Origin of the sequence: Rhizobium sp. FKL33, from assembly GCF_005222915.1 — a bacterium.
GTDB lineage: Bacteria > Pseudomonadota > Alphaproteobacteria > Rhizobiales > Rhizobiaceae > Rhizobium_E.
This window is the reverse complement of sequence record NZ_STFX01000015.1, coordinates 82939-102381: the sequence shown is the minus strand read 5'-3', so window position 1 is coordinate 102381 and position 19443 is coordinate 82939. Positions and strand designations below refer to the sequence as shown.

21 protein-coding genes are annotated in these 19443 nt (G+C 62.2%); 6 read left to right on the top strand and 15 right to left on the bottom strand.

The features are described 5' to 3' along the window. From E8Q41_RS09450 to E8Q41_RS09440, 3 genes are read right to left on the bottom strand one after another with little or no spacing between them, the layout of a single operon-like run. Positions 1 to 1083: an imelysin family protein gene (locus E8Q41_RS09450; protein ID WP_137155285.1), complete on the bottom strand. Its 1083-nt coding sequence runs from the start codon at positions 1081 to 1083 to the stop codon at positions 1 to 3. After that, complete coding sequence (locus E8Q41_RS09445) at positions 1083 to 2597, bottom strand: di-heme oxidoredictase family protein (RefSeq protein WP_246660140.1); 1515 nt, start codon at positions 2595 to 2597, stop codon at positions 1083 to 1085. The genes E8Q41_RS09450 and E8Q41_RS09445 overlap by 1 nt, the downstream gene beginning before the upstream one ends. Before the next feature lie 48 nt (positions 2598 to 2645). Further along, positions 2646 to 3863 carry an imelysin family protein gene (locus tag E8Q41_RS09440; protein WP_246660144.1) on the bottom strand — a complete coding sequence of 406 codons (1218 nt, stop codon included), beginning with the start codon at positions 3861 to 3863 and terminating at the stop codon, positions 2646 to 2648. Positions 3864 to 4111: 248 nt separating this feature from the next. Here E8Q41_RS09440 and E8Q41_RS09435 point away from each other — a divergent pair, with 248 nt between their 5' ends. Next, the gene (locus E8Q41_RS09435) at positions 4112 to 4618 is read left to right on the top strand and encodes an HPP family protein (protein ID WP_137155283.1); all 507 of its coding nucleotides are present in this window, start codon (positions 4112 to 4114) and stop codon (positions 4616 to 4618) included. Between the two features lies 1 nt (position 4619). Here E8Q41_RS09435 and E8Q41_RS09430 read toward each other — a convergent pair whose 3' ends face one another. The 5 genes from E8Q41_RS09430 to E8Q41_RS09410 all read right to left on the bottom strand — a co-directional run bounded on the left by E8Q41_RS09430 (position 4620) and on the right by E8Q41_RS09410 (position 9380). After that, positions 4620 to 5909 (bottom strand): RsmB/NOP family class I SAM-dependent RNA methyltransferase, encoded by a 1290-nt coding sequence (locus E8Q41_RS09430; RefSeq protein ID WP_137155282.1) that lies wholly within the window; start codon positions 5907 to 5909, stop codon positions 4620 to 4622. Positions 5910 to 5992: 83 nt separating this feature from the next. Further along, entirely contained in the window at positions 5993 to 6358 is a 366-nt protein-coding gene (locus E8Q41_RS09425; protein WP_137155281.1) for a septal ring lytic transglycosylase RlpA family protein, read from the bottom strand. Positions 6359 to 6677: 319 nt separating this feature from the next. After that, complete coding sequence (locus E8Q41_RS09420) at positions 6678 to 7544, bottom strand: SDR family oxidoreductase (protein ID WP_137155280.1); 867 nt, start codon at positions 7542 to 7544, stop codon at positions 6678 to 6680. Next, a complete protein-coding gene (gene queG, locus E8Q41_RS09415; RefSeq protein WP_137155279.1) occupies positions 7541 to 8686 on the bottom strand; it encodes a tRNA epoxyqueuosine(34) reductase QueG in 1146 nt (381 codons plus the stop codon). The genes E8Q41_RS09420 and queG overlap by 4 nt, the downstream gene beginning before the upstream one ends. 1 nt (position 8687) lies before the next feature. After that, on the bottom strand, positions 8688 to 9380 hold the full coding sequence (locus E8Q41_RS09410) for a glutathione S-transferase family protein (protein WP_137155278.1): 693 nt from the start codon (positions 9378 to 9380) through the stop codon (positions 8688 to 8690). 268 nt (positions 9381 to 9648) lie between these two features. On the opposite strand from E8Q41_RS09410, the gene E8Q41_RS09405 reads away from it, so the two are divergent. Beyond that, on the top strand, positions 9649 to 10455 hold the full coding sequence (locus E8Q41_RS09405; RefSeq protein ID WP_137155277.1) for an undecaprenyl-diphosphate phosphatase: 807 nt from the start codon (positions 9649 to 9651) through the stop codon (positions 10453 to 10455). Between the two features lie 93 nt (positions 10456 to 10548). Here the strand turns inward: E8Q41_RS09405 and E8Q41_RS25515 are convergent, their stop codons facing one another. The 7 genes from E8Q41_RS25515 to dnaN all read right to left on the bottom strand — a co-directional run bounded on the left by E8Q41_RS25515 (position 10549) and on the right by dnaN (position 15600). Beyond that, entirely contained in the window at positions 10549 to 10707 is a 159-nt protein-coding gene (locus E8Q41_RS25515) for a hypothetical protein (protein ID WP_170976425.1), read from the bottom strand. A 321-nt stretch (positions 10708 to 11028) separates the two neighbouring features. Beyond that, a complete protein-coding gene (locus tag E8Q41_RS09400) occupies positions 11029 to 12009 on the bottom strand; it encodes a complex I NDUFA9 subunit family protein (protein WP_137155276.1) in 981 nt (326 codons plus the stop codon). Positions 12010 to 12080: 71 nt separating this feature from the next. Next, positions 12081 to 12371: a DUF1330 domain-containing protein gene (locus tag E8Q41_RS09395; protein WP_137155275.1), complete on the bottom strand. Its 291-nt coding sequence runs from the start codon at positions 12369 to 12371 to the stop codon at positions 12081 to 12083. Positions 12372 to 12410: 39 nt separating this feature from the next. Beyond that, positions 12411 to 13103: an orotidine-5'-phosphate decarboxylase gene (gene pyrF / locus E8Q41_RS09390; RefSeq protein ID WP_137155274.1), complete on the bottom strand. Its 693-nt coding sequence runs from the start codon at positions 13101 to 13103 to the stop codon at positions 12411 to 12413. 84 nt (positions 13104 to 13187) lie between these two features. Continuing rightward, positions 13188 to 13787 carry a histidine phosphatase family protein gene (locus E8Q41_RS09385; protein WP_137155273.1) on the bottom strand — a complete coding sequence of 200 codons (600 nt, stop codon included), beginning with the start codon at positions 13785 to 13787 and terminating at the stop codon, positions 13188 to 13190. Beyond that, positions 13787 to 14383, bottom strand: coding sequence for a phospholipid N-methyltransferase PmtA (pmtA, locus tag E8Q41_RS09380; RefSeq protein ID WP_137155272.1), 597 nt, complete (start codon positions 14381 to 14383; stop codon positions 13787 to 13789). The genes E8Q41_RS09385 and pmtA overlap by 1 nt, the downstream gene beginning before the upstream one ends. Positions 14384 to 14481: 98 nt before the next feature. Then, complete coding sequence (gene dnaN / locus E8Q41_RS09375; protein WP_137155271.1) at positions 14482 to 15600, bottom strand: DNA polymerase III subunit beta; 1119 nt, start codon at positions 15598 to 15600, stop codon at positions 14482 to 14484. A 225-nt stretch (positions 15601 to 15825) separates the two neighbouring features. On the opposite strand from dnaN, the gene rsmI reads away from it, so the two are divergent. The 4 genes from rsmI (at position 15826) to E8Q41_RS09355 (ending at position 19435) form a co-directional block, all read left to right on the top strand. Continuing rightward, positions 15826 to 16695, top strand: a complete 870-nt coding sequence (rsmI, locus tag E8Q41_RS09370; RefSeq protein WP_246660143.1) for a 16S rRNA (cytidine(1402)-2'-O)-methyltransferase — start codon at positions 15826 to 15828, stop codon at positions 16693 to 16695. Next, complete coding sequence (locus E8Q41_RS09365; protein WP_137155269.1) at positions 16692 to 17054, top strand: YraN family protein; 363 nt, start codon at positions 16692 to 16694, stop codon at positions 17052 to 17054. Before rsmI ends, E8Q41_RS09365 begins: the two co-directional genes overlap by 4 nt. Positions 17055 to 17158: 104 nt before the next feature. Further along, positions 17159 to 18457, top strand: coding sequence for an extracellular solute-binding protein (locus E8Q41_RS09360; RefSeq protein ID WP_137155268.1), 1299 nt, complete (start codon positions 17159 to 17161; stop codon positions 18455 to 18457). A 96-nt stretch (positions 18458 to 18553) separates the two neighbouring features. Next, positions 18554 to 19435: an ABC transporter permease subunit gene (locus E8Q41_RS09355; protein ID WP_137155267.1), complete on the top strand. Its 882-nt coding sequence runs from the start codon at positions 18554 to 18556 to the stop codon at positions 19433 to 19435. Positions 19436 to 19443: the final 8 nt, after the last annotated feature.

Sequence of the window (19443 nt, the reverse complement as noted above, 5' to 3'; positions counted from 1 at the left end):
TCAGTCTCCGTCGCCGAAGGAGAAGCCGGCGCTCAATCCCACGGCGGCGCCGACATCGCGATCGATGCGTGTGCTGGCGTCGCGCAGATTGAACAGGATGAAATCGATCTTGCGCTGATATTTGCCATCCGCCAGCTTTTCGGCGGTAGGCTGCTCCATTTTGCCGACAGCGCCGGCGGCAGCCTTGAAGTCGAACTCCACGGCGTCGGCCAGGGCTTCGGCGTCGCCGGTCAACAGGCTTCGCATGTCCGAGGTCTTCCAGAGATCGGCGAGACCCGAGACATTGCCGTGAATGGCGCGCATGGTGTTTTCAGACCGCCACAACAAGGCGAGGCGCGGCGAGGTCTTTTCACCCGCGCCCTTGTAGAAGGGTTTCACGCGCTGGTCGCGCACGGTTTCGACCCCATGCACGAAGATGCCGATCATCGCCTGCAGCGCTTCGTCGCCGGTGCGGAAGACCGGATTGGCGGGGCCGGGCTCTTTCCAGTTCTTCGCCACGCCATCGGGCGCATCCCAGGCGGCGGAGAGTTCGCCGGCGATGGCTTCGATGTTACGGGACACCGCAAGTCCATAACGGCACTGGTCGGCGTCGTCAGGGCTGGCGACCAGCCCGGCCTCACGGCCGAAGAAGGTCAGTTCATAGGCGCCGAGGCCCTGAACCGCGACGCTCTTGGCGGCGAGACCGGCTGCATCCATGTCGGAGGCGTCGGGATCGGCGAGGATCTTCTGAACCTGTTTCTGACCCGTTGACTTGCGGTCGGGATAGAAGAGGATCCGCTCATAGCGGTTGTTTTCGAGCACCGGCCCCTCGCGCACGATCTCGATGCGCGCCCAGGCTTCGACGAGGTCGCCGAACCGCGCATTCAGACCCTTCAGGCCGTCATCGCTGGGCGCGGCGCAGAAGGCGGCGGTGTTATCCGAGAGCCCGTGGGCGGCATCCTCTAGGGCGCTGTAGGACGGCCTGATATAGCCGTCGACCGCGTTGACCATGATCTTGCGGGCGAGCGCGTCGTCGACCGCGAGCGCGGGCGTCGCCAGCGGCGCCATGAGGGCGGCGATCAGAAGGATGGATTTCATCGTCATCAGAGCGACTCCAGAAAACGGATCATGAGATCGCGGTCGCGTTTGTCGAGCTTGGCATAGGCGTCACGGGCGGCGCGGCCTTCGCCGTCATGCCAGAGCACGGCCTCTTCCAGAGATCGGGCGCGGCCGTCATGCAGGTAGAATTCCTGCCCGCCGACCACCCGGGTGAGGCCAATAGCCCAAAGCGACGGCGTGCGCCACTCCCGCCCCGAGGCTACCCCCACAGTCTGACCATCGGCCAGACCGTCTCCCATATCGTGCAGTAGGAAATCGGAATAGGGCCAGATCAACTGGAAGCGTTGCGGCTTGGCCGGCCAGTCCTTGCGCGTCACATATTTCGGCGTGTGGCAGCCAGCGCAGCCTGCGTCGTAAAACAGTTTCTTTCCCGCCAGAGTTTCCGAAAAGGACGCCTTGCGGCGAGCGGGAACAGCGAGATTTTCCGAGTAGAAACTCACCAGCGGCAAAACGGGATCGGGGGCTTCACTGGGGCCGAGGCGGGCTTGGCTTCCGCCCGCGAGCGCCAGACAGTCGGCCTGCTTGGGGGAGCAGTCGCCATGATCATCGGGAAGTATCGGCGTGGAAATGCCGATATCGCCGAGAAAGGCATGCGCCGATTGGTCGCGCACATTGGCCTGCTCGCCTTTCCAACCGAAACGACCGACCTGCACCGCGCCATTGCTCGCGCGGGTCCATTGCGGACGGCCGGAAATGCCGTCGCCGTTACGGTCGTCGGGATCGGCCCTGGCCAGTATGTCACCCTCGGCGATCGCCTCGATGAGGCCGAGGCCGATCATGGCCGGGGCCATGCGCGGCGAGAGCGATGTGTGGGGATCGAGCGGCCCGTAGCGTAGATCGACGGCCTGGTAGATGGGCTTGCGAAGTTCGACGACGGTCCCGTCGGGGAAACGGAACGGCTGCGGCTGATAGCTGATCCGCATCCGTCCCTCGGGCGCGACGCCGGCGATGGCCTTGTCCTGCAGCTGACCGCCATAGACGGGATCGGGGAAATTGAGCCGCAGATGATCCTTGAGCGCAGCCTTCTCCGCATCGTTCGTCGGCTCACGCGCCAGACGGAGGAACATCGAGGTCATGTCCGCCTTGCCTTCCGGCGGATGACCACGACCGTCATTGATGTGGCAGGCGTCGCAGGAGCGGGCGTTGTAGAATGGCCCCAGACCATCCGAGGCCTGGGTGGATGACGGCGCGGGAACCCAGATCTTTCGGAAAAGCGCATTGCCGAGACGGAAATTCATCACGTCTTCATCAGGCAGATTGGCGGAGAAATGCGAAAACGCGTTGCGGTCGGGATCTTCGATCGAGGTCGCGGCCCCGGCCTGCATCGCTTCATAGGGCTCGGCCTTGGAGAAATCCGTCGTGGGCCTGACCACATCAGCGACGCGCGCCTGGTCGCGTGGATCGAGATCCGGGCGTTTGGCGGTATCGGCAGACGCGAATGCGGAAACGCCCAGCAAGGGGAGGACCAGAAGGTTCAACCGCAGAGCCGGGCGTCGCATCATTTGCACCATGAAACCGTGAAACGGGGCCAATCAGGCCCTATCCGCTTATTGGAACACGGCGTTGGGATTGTCCAGACTATCGGAGCCTTCGAGCTGGATCTGGCCGAGGTCGAGCGCGGAAATGACGCGCTGGATGGATTTGGTCTGATCCACCAGACCATCGATCGCCGCCTGGACCACGGCGTTGCCGTCCTTGTTGCCTTCGCCGATCATCTGGTCATAGGCCTCGACCGTCTCGCCGCGCTTGGCCATGGCGTGCATGGCGTCGAGCGTATGGCCGAGCTTTGTTTTCATTTCCGTGTCGAGAGCGGCGTCCTTCTCCTTGACGAGATCGGAGAGCGAGGGACCATTGAGTTTAGTGCCGTCGACGCGGGTATAGGCGTTCTCATAGACGCCGGCGATGCCGATGGCGTCGTTGAGATGCGAATTGAAGGTGTTGTCGGAGAAGCAATCGTGCTCTTCTTCGGGATCATGCAGCAGCAGGCCGAGCTTCATGCGCTCGCCGGCCAGTTCGCCATAGGAGAGCGAGCCCATACCGGTGAGCATGGCGACGATGCCCTTCTTGGGATCGGCGAGCACGGCCTTGTAGGCCTCGCCTTCGGGCGTCCACTGCTTGACCATATAGTCGAGATCGCTGACCAGCAGGCTGGAGGCGGCCTTCAGATACTGGGCGCGACGGTCGCAATGGCCGTTGGTGCAGTTCTTGACGTCGTAATCGGTGTAGGGCCGCGCGCCGGCGCCGGGACCCGTGCCGTTGAGATCCTGACCCCAAAGCAGGAATTCGATCGCGTGATAGCCGGTGGCGACGTTGGATTCCGAGCCGCCGGCTTCCTGAAGCGTTCCCGACAGCAGTTCCGGCGTGATCTTGGTCGCGTCGATTTCCTTGCCGCCGATGGTGAATTTGGGATTGGCGATGACGTTGAGCGTATACTGCTCGTTTTCGTCGCTTTCCGTGCCGTAGGACTTGTCGACATAGTCGATCAGGCCTTCATCGAGCGGCCAGGCGTTCACCTTGCCTTCCCAGTCATCAACAATGGGATTGCCGAAACGATAGGCTTCCGTCTGCTGATAGGGAACGCGGGCCTTGATCCAGGCCTCGCGGGCGGCCTTCAGCGTGTCTTCGGAGGGATTGGCGATCAGCGCGTCGATCGCCTTGTCCAGCGCCTTGGCGGTGATTAGCGAGTCTTCATATTTGGCGTGGCCGATTTCGGCATATGTCTTGACCACTGCGCCGATATCGGTGGCGGCGAAGGCGCTGGACATGCCGAAAAGGGCGGTGGCCGACACGAGGCCCAGGCTCAGCCGGGCGAAGGGAAGACGAGTCATGGACGCTCCTTGACATCAGATGGATTGGCGCTGTTCTGACTCATCTCCAAACTGGTGTCAAATCATCCAGATATGAGACTGTCGAGGGCAACTATTCCTTCCCAGGGGAACCGATCAGAAAATCCCCGGCTTGCAGATTAAATTTTGCGCATTATGCTCGCGAAATCATCACATCCGCGGGCGACATGATCAAACACCTCAGGCACTTCATTCAACGCCATGAGCCGCCGGGGCAGGCTTTGTCGCATCTGAAATCCGGCTGCGGCGCAGTGCTCGCGATGTCGGGCATCGGCGGCGTGGCGGTCGCCACCGGCATGCCCTTCCTGCTTGCCCCCTTCGGCGCGACCGCAGTGCTGCTGTTTGGCCAACCGAAGAGCCCGCTCGCCCAGCCGGCCAATGTGTTCGGCGGCTATTTTGTCGCAGCTTTGATCGGATCGCTGGCCGTCTGGCTGTTTCCCGGCGCCTGGCTCGCCGCAGCGGTCGCGGTCGGCCTGACGATTGCGGTGATGCTGATCCTCAGGGTCACACATCCGCCGGCGGGCGCGATCCCGCTCGTCGCCTTCGCCAGCCATTTCAGCCTGCCGCTTCTGATGGCGGTAGTGTCGGCCGGAAGCGCGCTGATGATCTCGATTGCGGTGCTGCATCATCGGCTGCCGCCGAGCCAGCAATATCCGCTGAGGCTCGAAAGATAGTTCAGCCGGTTCGGCGCATCATCGCGAAATAGAAGCCGTCCGTATCCGTGGAGGCCGGCGTCAACGTTACCGACAGGCCGTCCGGCGAATAGGGTTGCGGCGCAGCGGCGCCGAACAGCGACGTCCAGCCGTCGAGCGCCGAAACCAGCGAGAAAGACGGATTGGCGGCGAGGAAATCCTCGACCTGACGCTGATTTTCCTCGGGCAGGATCGAACAGGTGACGTAGCAGAGCACGCCGCCCGGCCGCACATAGGCGCTGGCCTTGGTGAGCGCCTCGCGCTGCTGGCTCAGCCGCTCCTCGAGATTTTTCGGCGTCAGGCGCCATTTGGTGTCGGGACGCCGCCGCCAGGTGCCCGTGCCGGTGCAGGGCGCATCGACCAGGACGCGGTCGCATCTGCTCAAAATCGACGCCATGGATTTCTCATGCTCGTGGACCTGAACATTGCGCGCGCCGGCGCGGCGCAGGCGTTCGATGATCGGGGCGAGCCGCTTGCGATCGGCGTCGAAGGCGTGGACCTGGCCTTTGTTGGCCATGGAGGCCGAGAGGCTGAGCGTCTTGCCGCCGCCGCCGGCGCAATAATCGAGGATCTGCTCGCCTTCGCGGGCCAGGATGAGGTCGGCGACGATCTGCGATCCCTCGTCCTGAACCTCGAACCAGCCCTTCTGGAAGGACAGTTCCGCCGTGACATTGGGCAGCCGCGACGGTCCTTCGCCGGCCGGAATGCGCACGCCGAGGCGGGCGATCACGGAGGGACGCGCCTGAGCCTGTTCGAGCGCGCGGACGACCTTGTCGCGGGTGGCTCTCAGCGTGTTGGCGCGCAGATCGAGCGTGGGGCGCTCGGCCAGCGCCTGGGCTTCCCTCAGCCAGGCCTCGCCGAAATTGGCCTGGAAATGGTCGACCACCCATTCCGGAATATCGCCGCGCACATAATCGGGCGCATCGTCGAGCCGGCGGGCGGCGAAAGCGGCGAGACAGTCCTCGGACAGCGGCTCGGGCGCGAATTTGTCGCCGTCGAATTCGCGGGCGAGACTTGCCGCGCCATATCCCCACTGACGCAGCATCACCGCGTAAGCGAGGGCTGCAGGAGACGCATCGTCCATCAGCCAGGCATGCGACAGCTTCATCCGGAGCGCGTCATAGACGATGTTGCCGACAGCGGCGCGATCGCCGGAACCGGCAAAGCGGCGGGAGAGACCCCAATCCTTGAGCGCGTCGGCGACCGGTCGACGGCGCGTTTCGATATCGCTCAACACTTCGATCGCCCCCGAAAGGCGTCCGCCCAGCCGCATTGCTTCAATCTCCTTGTTTCCCGGGGTGGTACCCGCGAATTGTCCGAAGAGCAAGCGTGGGGGCGGCGCTAATTCGGAAGGGATCAGCCGATGACTTCGAAACAGACCTTGGCGGTGCCGCTGCTGACCATGCCGATCTGGTGGGCGGCGGCGCGGGAGAGGTCGAGGACGCGTCCGCGAATGAATGGACCGCGATCATTGATGCGAACGACGACGGCGCGGCCATTGTTGCGGTTGGTGACTTTCACCTTGGCCCCGAAAGGCAGATTGCGATGAGCGGCGGTGAGTTTGGACGGGTTCATGCGTTCGCCGGATGCGGTGCGGGAATGCAGCGCATACCAGGAGGCTCCGCCACAACCGTCTCTAGCCTCAGCCGGGGTCTGCCCGAGGGCAAACGTGGTAACCACAGCAGCAAGCGCGAGAGCGTGGCGAGATTTTTTTTCGAACATTTAGACTTCCCAAGACGTTTATTCCTGGGGACGACCTTGTTCGGGCAAAAAGAGGCAAAAACGTGCCTCATGCGTTCACGCAATGTAAAAACTGAAATATTAACGGAGGGCTCGTTGCGCCAATATGGGAATCAGCGCCACAACCTGAGAATGAGAGTCTAGAAGATTCAGACGGTAAGCGGCGTCTTTCTCCCGCGCCGCCAAAAGTCCTGCACCCTCACAAAAAACGCTGAGAAAAGCGCGTTTAATCAAATCTTCACGAATTTTTACAGCTGTATTTATAGCTCAATAAGCGCCTTTGCCGCATAAATGCCACAATTCAACCTCGCCAGACGCCGTCTTTCCAGAGCTGTTGCATCGAAACCAGGTAATCCGGATAGAGAAATTCGAAGCCGAGATCGCGGATTCTGGCGTTTCCGACCCGCTTGTTTTCTCCATAAAAGGAGCGTTGCATCGGGCTCAGTTCCGCCGTCTCGAACGGGATATCGGGCGGCACGGGCACGCCCATGAGTTCCGCTGCATAGGCCACGACATCCTGCGAGGGTGACGGCATGTGGTCGGTCACATTGAAAGCGCCCGCTTGCTTACGGTCCATCAGAAAGAGCGTGGCGCGGGCGATATCCTCGACGCGGATGCGATTGAACACCTGATCCTTCTTCACCAGGCGCCGCGCCGTGCCGTTGTCGAGATTGACGAAGGGATTGCGGCCCGGCCCGTAAATGCCGGACAGACGCAGCAACGCCACCGGAATGTCCTCGCCGGCGCCGGCCTCCAGCCATTGATTTTCGGCGAGCACGCGCTCGCGCGACCTGTTCGACAGCGGCGTCGGCTCGGCGGCTTCATCCACCCAAGCGCCCTTGTGGTCCCCATAGACGCCGATGGTCGAGAGATAGCCGACCCATTCGAGCCGCGGGGCCAAAGCCTTCAGAGAAGGAATGAGCCTGAGGAAGGCGTCGCCTTTTTCGTCCGGGGAAATGGACTGAACGAGCGCCGTTGTCTCGGACAGGGCGGCGGCCAATTCGTCCGAGACGGTCTCGCCGTCGAACAGCAGCGGCCGGACGCCCGCGCGTTCCAGCGCCGGAAACTTCGCCTGGCTGCGCGTCGTGCCGAACACGGGAAAACGCGCGCTTGCGAGCCTGCCGATCGCCTTGCCTGAAAAGCCCGCGCCCAAAATCGTCATCGTCATGGCAATAGTCCCGCTTGTTTCCATTCTTCTCTTACATAGTCATCCGGCTCGTTTTGCGCACCGGTCTTGTCGTCATCCTTCAGTGCGCCGAGCCGCGCCAGGGCCCAGATCGCCATGCCGCGCACCTCCGCCGCCTCGTCGGACAGCAGACGGCGACAGTGCTCCGCAAGACGCGCCTCGCCGGAATTGCCGGCGGCGATCAGACAGTTGCGGATGAACCTGTTGCGCCCGATGCGCTTGACCGGCGAGCCGGAAAACAGCGCGCGGAATCCGGCGTCATCCAGCGCCAGGAGATCCGCGAGCGGTGGAGAGGCGAGATCCTCGCGGGCGCGCAGTTTCTGTTCGCGGGCGACCTCGGCGAATTTGTTCCAGGGACAGGCCGCGAGGCAATCGTCGCAGCCATAGATACGATTGCCGATCAGCGGCCGGATCTCCCGGTCGATCGGCCCCTTGTGCTCGATGGTGAGGTAAGAGACGCATCGCCGCGCATCGATCCGGTAGGGCGCGGGAAAAGCGCCGGTCGGGCAGGCGTCGAGACAGGAGCGGCAGGAGCCGCAGTGATCGCGCTCGGGGGGGTCGAACTCCAGGTCCGCCGCTGTAAAAATGCTGCCCAGAAACAGCCAGGAGCCGAAATCACGGCTGACGAGATTGGTGTGCTTGCCTTGCCAGCCAAGTCCGGCTTTCGCGGCCAGCGGCTTTTCCATCACCGGCGCAGTGTCGACGAAGACCTTGACCTCGGCGTTCGTACGCGCCGCGAATTTCTGGGCGATCTCCTTGAGCTTGCCCTTGATGACGTCGTGATAATCGCGATGGCGGGCATAGACGGAGATGTTGCCGATCTCGGGCCGGATGAGATTGTCGCGGGGATCGCCCTCCGGCCCGTAATTAATGCCGAGGATGATGATCGAGCGGACATCAGGCCAGAGCACGCGCGGATCGCCGCGCCGCTCTTTCGTTTCGGGCATCCAGGCCATCGTTCCGTGATGGCCTGCATCGATGAAACCGGCGAGATCGGCGCGGGCGGCCTCGAGATCGTCAGGAGCGGTGATGCGGCAGACATCGAAGCCGACCTCGCGGGCGAGCGTCTTCACCCAGTCGGCGCGCCCGCGGATGTCGTTGCCGCGGCCCGCCGCGCCCGACATGTCAGAAATCCAGGTCGGCGTAATGCGACACCGGCGTCACGCCGCGGATGCGATCGTTGAGAAGCGGCCGGAAGCCGGGGCGAGACTTGATGCGTTGATACCAGTCCTTCACCTGCGGCCATTCGTTCCAGTCGATCTCGCCGAGATAATCGAGCACGGAAATGGCCGACGCGGCCGAGAGATCGGCATAGCTCATCCGCTCGCCAGCCAGCCAGGTACGCGAGCCCGCAAGCCAGGCGAGATAGCGCATATGCTGTCGAATATTGTTGCGCGAGGTGCGCAGCACCTTGGAATCAGGCGCGCCGCCGCCCTGATCGGGCGTCATGAACAGTTTGAACACCCGTTCCCGCGCCAACGGACGTGTCACGTCCTGTTCCATCTTGTTGAGGAACCATTCGGTGAGGCGACGGATCTCGGCGCGCTGGAAGGGATCTTCGGCAAGCAGGCGCCGGTCGCGCTTCAGGACGCCGCTGGTCTCATCGAGAAATTCCGAAATGATGGTCGCGCCGCAGAGCGCGCGCATATTGTCGTCCACGAAGACAGGCAACTGGCCGGCCGGATTGAGGGCGAGGAAATCTTTTCGCTTCTCCCAGACGGCTTCCTCTATCAATTCCGCCTGAACGCCATATTCCGAAAAGATAAGGCGCACGAATCGCGAGGCGGTCGACATCGGATGGTGATAAAGGACGGGCATAAATGTTTAACCGACTTTGTGAGAGGACAGGCTCGCGCCTCGCGTGTCACGCGCGGACGTCACCCGTTGCGCCATAATCATACAGGTGCGCATGGCGCGCAGAATCGTCAAGCGCCCTATGGCCGATTTGGGGCAAAGTCGTGATGCGTCCCTCAAACCCGGTAAATAAATCGACAAAGCCGAGGCAAAACTGCGGCGAACTTTAACAAATTGATGCGAAAACCCGGTCTATCGACCGACAACAAGACAGGCATGTCACGAGGCTCACATGGAAAGTCATTCCATCTTCAGCGCGCTTATTCTCGGGCTTCTCGAAGGCGCGACCGAATTCATCCCGGTATCGTCCACGGCGCATATTCTGCTTGCGAGCCATTTCCTGGGCTTCAAGAGCACGGGCAACACCTTCCCGGTTCTGATCCAGCTCGGCGCGATTCTGGCGATCCTGCTCGTCTATTTCCGCAAGCTGCTCGACGTGGCGATGACGCTGCATTCGTCGGAGCGGTCGCGCTGGTTCGTGCTGTCGATCCTGGTCGGCTTCCTGCCCTCCGCCATCATTGGAGCGCTCGCGCATGACTTCATCAAGAAGGTGCTGTTCGAGGAGCCCGTGCTGATCAGCTATGTGCTGATCATCGGCGGCGTCATCCTGCTCGCCGTCGACAAGATGAAGTTCCAGCCGCGCCATTTCGACGCCATGAACTATCCGCTGCCGCTGTCCCTGAAGATCGGGCTCTGCCAGTGCATCGCCATGATCCCGGGCACGTCGCGCTCCGGCGCGACCATTGTCGGGGCGCTGCTGATGGGGGCCGACAAACGGTCTGCGGCCGAGTTTTCGTTCTTTCTCGCCATGCCGACCATGGTCGGCGCCTTTGCGCTCGACCTGATCAAGAACCGCAACGATCTCAATCTCGACGACGTCACCAATATCGGCGTCGGCTTCGTCGCCGCCTTCGTCAGCGGCCTCATCGTGGTGCGCTCGCTGCTGGCTTTCGTCTCGCGTCGCGGCTATGCGCCCTTCGCCTGGTGGCGGATCATCGTCGGGACGGCGAGCCTGATCGGCCTCTATCTGCAGGGCTGACCGGAATGCGAAAGGCCGGCGTCGAGCCGGCCTTCAAGCAGAACAGATATCATGAAAAAGGACGCCGCCGGCGTCCTTTTTCATGACCAGAGATCAATGGGCGGGAACGGAGCCCGTCACGGCGCAGGGATCCACGCCATAGGCGGGGGCGCAACGGTTCTTGTCGGCGGCATCGGTATGCGGCGCCATGAAGGAGCCAGCAAGAATGACAAGCGCCGCAGACGCAAAGAACAATGCGATCGATTTGCCCATAATTTCCTCAAAAAAGTTTGCAGAGTTGGCGGAGCCGCCTTGTCCCTGACGCATCTGAGCGGCTTCTAATCAGTTGCGTCTGCGCAATCAATGTCAGGCGAATGGCTTTATCCAAGTTTAACAAAACTAGCCGCCCTGTGCGACTTTTGGGCAACTCCAGCTTCCACGCAAGGTCTGAAAATAAAATTCAGTTAAAATTGTCAGCAACTGGTTAATGAAGCGTAATCGATCCGTAGGAATGGACTCGGGCGGAAAGCATGGTCAAAGAAAAACGGCCCCAGTCGCCCCGGAGCCGTTTCATCAATTCTTAATGTTTGGCGATCAGCCGGCCGCGTCGGTCTGCGTGAACTGGCCCTCGGGACGATATCTTGCCAGATAGGTCGGCAGGATGGCGGCGGCTAGCGTCGGCTTGATGCCCAGACCTTCGAGCGTGCGGCCCTCCTGGATGGCGGCGTCGGAGACGACATTGTCTTTTTTCAGCAAGGTGACCTGATCGGCCGTGATCGGCGGGGTGATGAAGGGCACGAGCGAGGCGACGGAGCCCAGCAGCGAGGCGACGCCGAAGGGAATGGTGACGAGCGACTTGTTGCGACAGGTCACGCGCAGAATGTCGTCGAGGATTTCCTTGAAGCTCACGACTTCGGCGCCGCCGAGTTCATAGACCTTGCCGCCTTCGACCAGACCGTCGACCGAGCGCGCCACGGCTTCGGCGACGTCATCCACGAAAACAGGCTGGAACTTGGTCTTGCCGCCGCCGACCAGCGGCAGGAAGGGGGCGATGCGGGCCATGTCGGCGAATTTGTTGTAGAACTGGTCTTCCGGGCCGAACACCACCGACGGGCGCAGGATCACTGCGTCCGGCTTGGTCTGCAGGATCGACTGCTCGGCGCGGCCCTTGGAGCGGGCATAGGCGGAGGCGGAATGCACATCCGCGCCGATGGCGGAGATGTGGGTCAGGCCGGCGCCCGTCGCGCGAGCGGCTTCGGCCACGGCGCGCGCGCCGAATTCCTGCACGGCGTCAAAACTGTTGCGGCCCTGTTCGAAGAGAAGGCCGACGCAGTTGACCACGTAATCGGAGCCCTTGACGGCAGCGTCGACGGAATTGCGATAGCGCAGATTGGCCTGAACGAAGGAGATCTGGCCGACATTGCCGAGCGGCTGCAAGAACAGCGCCAGATCGGGGCGGCGGACCGCCACACGGATACGGTAGCCGCGCCGCGCCAGCGCGCGAACGACATGCCGGCCCACGAAACCCGATCCGCCAAACACAGTCACGAGTTTCGGCAAATTCGACAGCGTCATCTTGATCTCCTGAAATTCGGCGCCTTTTGGCCGGTCATATCCGAATCGGCGCGCGAAATGAAGTTGTTAGTTCAGGCTACGCCTTCCACGATCACCATTTCGGCGTCGGCGACTTCCTGACGGATGGCGGCGGCCTTCTGGTACTGGGCGGAATGGTAGCAATCATAGGCAGCCTGCAGCGACGGGAACTCGATCACCACATTGCGGGCGCGGACCTGGCCTTCGAGCCGGCGATAGTCGCCGCCGCGCGCCAGGAACACCGCCCCATATTCCTCGAAGGCCGGCTTGGCGGTCGCGACATAATCCTTGTAGCGCTCGGGATCCCGGATATCGACGCGGGCGATCCAATAACCTTTTGCCATGACGGGCCTCCACCTTGCTCGGACAGACTGCAATCTGTGTTAGAGCACCGTCTCCATCTCGGCAAGGATCGCCTTTGCCGCAGCCAGCGGTTCCGGCGCTTTCACGATCGGACGGGCGACGACGAGATGCGACGCGCCGGCGCGAATGGCGTCTGCGGGCGTCATGACCCGCTTCTGGTCGCCCTTCTCGGCGCCGGCCGGGCGAATGCCGGGCGTGACCACGGCGAGTTCGGGGCCGACGACCTTGCGGACCGCCTTGGCTTCCTCCGCAGAGCAGACGATGCCGCCCATGCCGGCGCGACGGGCCTGTTCGGCCCGGCGCAGCACCAGCGTATGCGGATCATATTCGTAGCCTGCCTCGATGAGGTCGGCTTCATCCATGGAGGTCAGCACGGTGACCCCGAGCAGGCAGAGGTCCGAACCTTTGGCCGCCTCGACCGCGGCGCGCATGGCCTTGGGATAGGCGTGCAGCGTCAGCATGCTCATGCCCATCTTGGCGATGTTTTCGACCGCGCTCGCCACCGTGTTGTCGATGTCGAGAAGCTTCATGTCGAGAAAGACTTTCTTGCCGTCGCGGGCGAGATCGCGGGCGAATTCCAGCCCGCCGGCGAAAGCCAGCTGGTAGCCGACTTTATAGTAAGAGACCGTCGCGCCGAGTTTCGTGACGATGCGGTCCGCTTCCTGCACATTGGGCACGTCGAGCCCGACGATCAGCCTGTCCTTCGCCGACATGAGAGCCTCTCCTTTTCGCGTTGCGGCAGCAGTGCCACGAGCAGGCGCGAGCCGCAAGACAGGAGCGGCGTCAAGGCCGCGAAATCAACCGCTTCCGTCAGGGCCGGCCCAGTCTTCCATCGGCGTCCAGTCCGACATCAGGGCCAGATTCTCGAGGCGGAACGCGAAGAGATTGCCGCCGCCGCCGCCCTTCTGATCCGGCGTTCGGCTGATCGGCATGTTTCCGAGCCAGCATTTGAGAAGAGTTCCGACGCCGCCATGGCCGACGAAGGCGATCGGACGATCGACAGGCCAGTCTGCAAGCGCCGTCCGGACGGCCGCGACGATCCGCGCCTGGGCGTCCACGGCGCGCTCCCAGCCGTGAAAGCTCTCGTCGGGATGGGCGAAGAACCAGTCGGCAGCCTTTTCGAACTCAGGCGGCGGCAGAAAGCCGGTGGCGCTGCGGTCGTTCTCGCCCATGCCCTCGCCGATCTCGACATCCAGCCCCTTGGCGGAAGCAAGAATATGCGCGGTCTCGGTGGCCTTGGTTTCGTCGCTGGAAACAATTCGGTCGATGTCCCGGATCCAGGCCGCGGCGGCGGTCTTTTCCGCACGTGCTCGACCCACATCCGACAGCCCCCAATTCGGCACGGGAACCACGGGATCGATCCGAACCTGCGGATGGGTGACGTAGACCCCGAACATCAGGACACGGGGCGGTAATAATGCCAGATCTGCGCCGGCGGCAGGTTCCGCACGATGAAGTGATGGTGCTTGATGCGATAGCTCTCGGGCTTGGCGATGACCGGAGACACCGGTCCATAGGAGAATTGCACCACCGGACGGCCGCGCGGCACCAGGTCGAGCAGATCCTCGATCAGGCGGATGCGCGCCTCCATCGGAAAATTAAGGAGTGGAATGCCGGAGATCACGCAATCGAACTGCCGTCCAGCATGGGCCGGCAACGCATTGAAAACGTCGAAGGCGTCGCCATGCAGGAAATTCACGCCCGGATATTTCACCCGGAGATGGCTGAGGAAATCCTCGGAATATTCGATGGAAAAAATCCGGGAGGGCTCGACGCCATGCTGGAGAATGGCGCGGGTGATGACGCCGGTGCCGGGTCCGAGTTCGAGAACGGGTAGCCTGGAATTGACGTCGACCGCTTCGGCCATGGCGCGGGCGGTTCGCGACGAGGTCGGGGCTATGGCTCCGACCGTCTTTGGACGCGACATCATCCCCTTGATGAAACGGATCTCGTCGTCGAACTTTTCGGCGAATCGTGTCTTCAGTCGATGCATGCGCCTGCGCCCTTCATGGTCGTTGACCGATATGTGAAGCGGCGCGGCCCAAGAGGCAAGGGGCCCATGGTTAACGAACCGGAAATATTTCGGCTGTGTCAGACGCGCATCGGCATCAGAACGTAAAGCGCGTCCGCGCCCGTCGAATCGAGAATGATCGTCGGCGAGCCGGGATCGGCGAGCTTGAACACCGCATCGTCGCCGGCCAATTGACCGGTGATGTCGAGCAGATAGCGGGCATTGAAGCCAATCTCGAGCGGGTCGCCATCATAGGAAATGGCGAGTTCTTCCGTCGCGCTGCCCGAGTCGGGATTGTTCACCGTCAGCACCATCTGCCCTTCGGAGAGCGCGAGCTTCACGGCGCGACCGCGCTCTGAGGAAATGGTCGACACGCGATCGACGGCGCTGGCGAAGGTGGCGCAATCCACCCGCATTTCCTTGTCATTGCCTGAGGGAATGACGCGCTGGTAATCCGGGAAGGTGCCGTCGATCAGCTTTGAGGTCAGCACGATCTCGCCGAAGGACAGGCGGATCTTGGCGTCGGAGACTTCGAAACGGATTTCGGCCTCGGGATTTTCGATCAGTTTCTGGATTTCGCCGACTGTCTTGCGCGGCACGATGATGCCCGGCATGCCTTCGGAGCCCGAGGGCGCTTCGATTTCGGCGCGGGCCAGGCGATGCCCGTCGGTCGCCACCGCGCGCAGCTTCAGCGCGCCGCCGGTTTCGACCGTGTGCAGGAAGATGCCGTTCAGATAATAGCGCGTCTCCTCGGTGGAGATGGCGAATTGGGTGCGCTCGATCAGCATCTTGAGATCGGCCGCCTTGATGGTGAAGGCGTTGGCGAAAGTCCCGGCGGTCAGATCCGGAAAATCGTTTTCCGGCAGGCATTGCAGCGAGAATTTCGACCGACCCGAGGCGACGCTCATGGTTGCGCCGTCGGCCGAGGTGCTGAGCGACACTTCCGAGCCGTCGGGCAGCTTGCGGACGATTTCGTAGAGAAGATGCGCGGGCACCGTGGTGGCGCCCGCCTGCTCGGTCAGCGCCGGCGCGGCCTCGGTGATTTCGAGATCGAGGTCGGTCGCCTTCATGGTCAGCGACGCGCCCTCTGCCTTCAGCAGCACGTTGGACAGGATCGGGATCGTGTTGCGACGCTCCACTACGCGATGGACGTGTCCCAGGGATTTCAGGAGATTGGAACGCTCGAGTGTGATACGCATGATCCTACCGTTTTTTGTTCTTGCCGGACGTTCCGGCGTCGCCCGCCCCCGCGCGGACGGGCAAAATGGCAGAAAGCGCAATGATATTGCAAGTGCTTTCGATCCGAAAAACGCGCCTTGCACATGATCCGCCCCCGGCCCATAAAGGCCTGACTTCATTCACTTCCGGAGCAAGACTTGGACGACGACGATAGCGCAGCGCCTTCCGGCGACCGGAAATTCCGCATCCGCACGCTCGAAATCCCGGCGCGTCCGCTCGAGCCCGGCCTCTATCTGGTGGCCACGCCGATCGGCAATCTCGGCGACATTACGCTGCGCGCGCTGGAGACTTTGGCTGCGGCAGACATTATCGCCGCAGAAGACACCCGCGTGAGCCGGGTGCTGCTGGAACGCTACGGCATCAGCCGCCGGCCCTATCCCTATCACGAACACAACGCCACGGAGGCCGGACCGCGCCTGATCGCGGAGATCGAGGCGGGAAAATCGGTGGCGCTGATTTCGGACGCCGGCACGCCCCTGGTTTCGGATCCCGGCTTCCGGCTGGTGCAGAGCGTGGTCGAGGCGGGGCGAAAGGCCATCCCGATTCCCGGCCCTTCCTCGGTGATCACCGCTTTGTCGGCGGCGGGCCTGCCGAGCGATTCGTTTTTCTTCGGCGGCTTCCTGCCGCAGAAGGAAAAGGCCAGGCGCGACCGCTTCAAGGAAATCGCCACTGTACCGGGCACGTTGATCATGTTCGAATCGCCGCACCGGATTGCGGCCTCCCTTGCGGACGCAGCCCTGGTTCTGGGTGAAAACAGGCAGGCTTGCGTCTGCAGAGAACTGACCAAGACCTATGAGGAGTTCCGGCGCGGCAGCCTCGGCGAGCTCGCTCAATTCTATAGCGCGCAGGACAATGTGAAGGGCGAGATCGTGCTGGCCATCGCGCCGCCGGAAGCGGAAGCGGCGCCCGAAGGCGAAGCGCTCGACGCCTATCTGCGCGAACTCTCTGTCTCCTTGCCCACCGCCAAGGCGGCCGCGGAAGCCGCTCGCGAAACGGGGCTGCCCCGCAAGGATCTCTATCAGCGCCTCCTGGAGCTCAAGGAGGAGCGGGGATGACAGCGCCGTCGAGGAATCGCCGACGCGCCTTCCTTCGCGGCCATGTCGCCGAACATCTCGCCGCCTTCTATCTCATCGCCAAGGGCTACCGGATCATGGCAATGCGCTACAAGACGCGCTCCGGCGAAATCGACATCGTCGCCCGCAAGAAGGATCTCGCCGTCTTCATCGAAGTCAAGGCGCGGGCTTCGATAGAAGACGGGCTGAATGCGGTGACCGCCGAGACGCAAGAACGCATCCGGCGCGCAAGCGACATCTGGCTCTCGCGCCAGCAGCAGGCGGCTGATCTTGGGGCGCGTTATGATGTGGTGGTCATCAGGCCATGGCGCTGGCCCGCGCATTTTATGAGCTATTTCTAACAGTTAACGTCAACAAGCTGTCACAAAAGCGTAACCGCGCTGTCACTGGAACAGACTAGTGCACTCCCCGAACCGATACCCGGTCAACAACAGGGAAAACGCACATGTTGAAGAAGTTCTCGCTGGCCGTGATGGCCGTCGCGCTCTCCGCCACCACGTCCTTCGCCGCCACCAACATCACCTGGTGGCACGGCATGAGCGGCAAGAACGGCGAAGTGATCAACGAAGTCGCCAAGAAGTTCAACGCCGCCCAGTCGGCTTGCGCGCTCACCCCCGTCTCCAAGGGCACCTATGAAGAGGCGCTGGCCGCCGGCATCGCCGCCTTCCGTTCGGGCGAGCAGCCCAACATCCTGCAGGTGTTCGACGCCGGCGCCGCCACGATCATCAACGCCAAGGGCGCCGTCATCCCGGCTGAAGACCTGATCAACAAGGCCGGCTACAAGTTCGACCGCGAAGCCTTCATCGACGGCATCCGCTATTTCTACGCCGACGCTGACGGCAAGTTCGTCGGCATGCCGTTCAACTCGTCCGCCCCGATCATGTATATCAACACCGACGCGCTGAAGAAGGCCGGCGTCGAAGCCCCGAAGACCTGGGAAGAGTTCGAAGCCATCGCGCCGAAGCTCAAGGACGCCGGTTTCGTGCCGCTCGTTCAGGCCCAGCTGACCTGGCAGTTCACCGAGAACTTCTTCTCGCGCAACAACATCCAGTTCGCCTCCAACAACAACGGCTATGATTCGACCGAAGGCACGACGCTCAACGTCACCGATCCGAACCTCGAAATGATGTTCACCAAGCTCAAGGATTGGGCCGACAAGGGCTGGTTCGGCTATTACGGCGCCGGCTGGTCCGACAACCAGAAGGTCTTCGAAGAAAACAAGGCCGCTCTGTGGATCGGTTCGTCGGGCTCTTTCGGCGGATTGCAGAAGACGGCTCAGATGCCATTCTCGGCCGACTTCCTGCCCTACTGGGGTGGCATCAAGGGCGCCGGCGTCAACTCCTTCATCGGCGGCGCGGCGCTGTTCGCCATGTCCGGCAAGTCGGATGAAGAAAACAAGTGCGTCGCCGACTTCTTCCAGTTCCTGACCTCGCCGGAAGTGCAGAAGTTCTACCATGAAGAAACCGGCTATGTGACCGTCACCAAGGCAGCCTATGAACTGGCCAAGAAAGAAGGCTGGTACGAGAAGAAGCCGGTCGCCGAAGTCGGCATCAAGCAGCTGATGCTGCCGTCGGGCCAGTGGTCCAAGGGCTATCGCCTCGGCTTCTATCCGCAGATCCGCGAGATCATGGAGCGCGAATACAACCGCATCTTCGCCAACGAGACCTCGGTGAAGGACGCGCTCGCCACGATCAAGAAGGAAGGCGACGAACTGCTCGCCCGCTTCGCCAAGACGTCTGGCTGACGCCATCGCCCCTTCCTCGCATGGAAGGGACCTGACGATCATGAGGACCGCCTTCATCCGGAGGCGGTTCTTCCTTTGAGCCAGAAGAGGCCTCAGATGAAGCGCGTCCAATTTTCATCGCCCGTCATTCCCTATCTGTTTCTCGCGCCGCAGCTCGCGGTGATCTTCATTTTCTTCTATTGGCCGTCGGTGCAGGCGATCCAGTCTTCCTTCTATTTGGAAGATCCGTTCGGCTTCGGCTCGACCTTCGTCGGCCTGCAGAATTACTGGGACACGCTGACCTCGCCCGAATATCGCGGCATTGCCGGCTTCACGGCCTTCTTCACCGTGGTCGTGACCTTCTTTTCGCTGTCGATCGGCCTGCTGCTCGCGGTCAAGGCGGATGGGGTCATTCGCGGCGCCTCGACCTACAAGACCATCCTGATTTCCGTCTACGCCATCGCCCCGCCGGTGGCCGGCCTCACCGGCATGATGTTTTTCGACCAGCATATCGGCCCCTTCGTCCGCTTCGCCGCCCTGTTCGGCTGGGACATGAAGGTGGGGCTCGATTATAACGACACGGCCTTTGCGATGATCTTCGTCGCGGTCTGGAAGCAGATACCCTACAACTTCATCTTCTTCCTCTCCGGGCTTCAGGGCATTCCAGCCTCGATCCGCGAGGCCGCCGCGATCGATTGCCGCAACGGCTTCCGGCGATTCTGGACGGTGACCGCTCCGCTTCTGACGCCCACCGCCTTCTTCCTGCTGATCATCAACTTCACCTATTCGCTGTTCGACACATTCGGCGTCATCGACGTGATGGTGAAGGACAAGGCGGCCAACAATCCGATCACACTGACCTACAAGGTCTATATGGACGGCTTCCGCGGCAATGATCTCGGCGGCTCCTCGGCGCAATCGGTCATCCTGATGGTGATCGTGCTGGTGCTGACCATCTTCCAGTTCCGCTTCATCGAGCGGCGCGTCCATTACGGTTGAGGAGAACG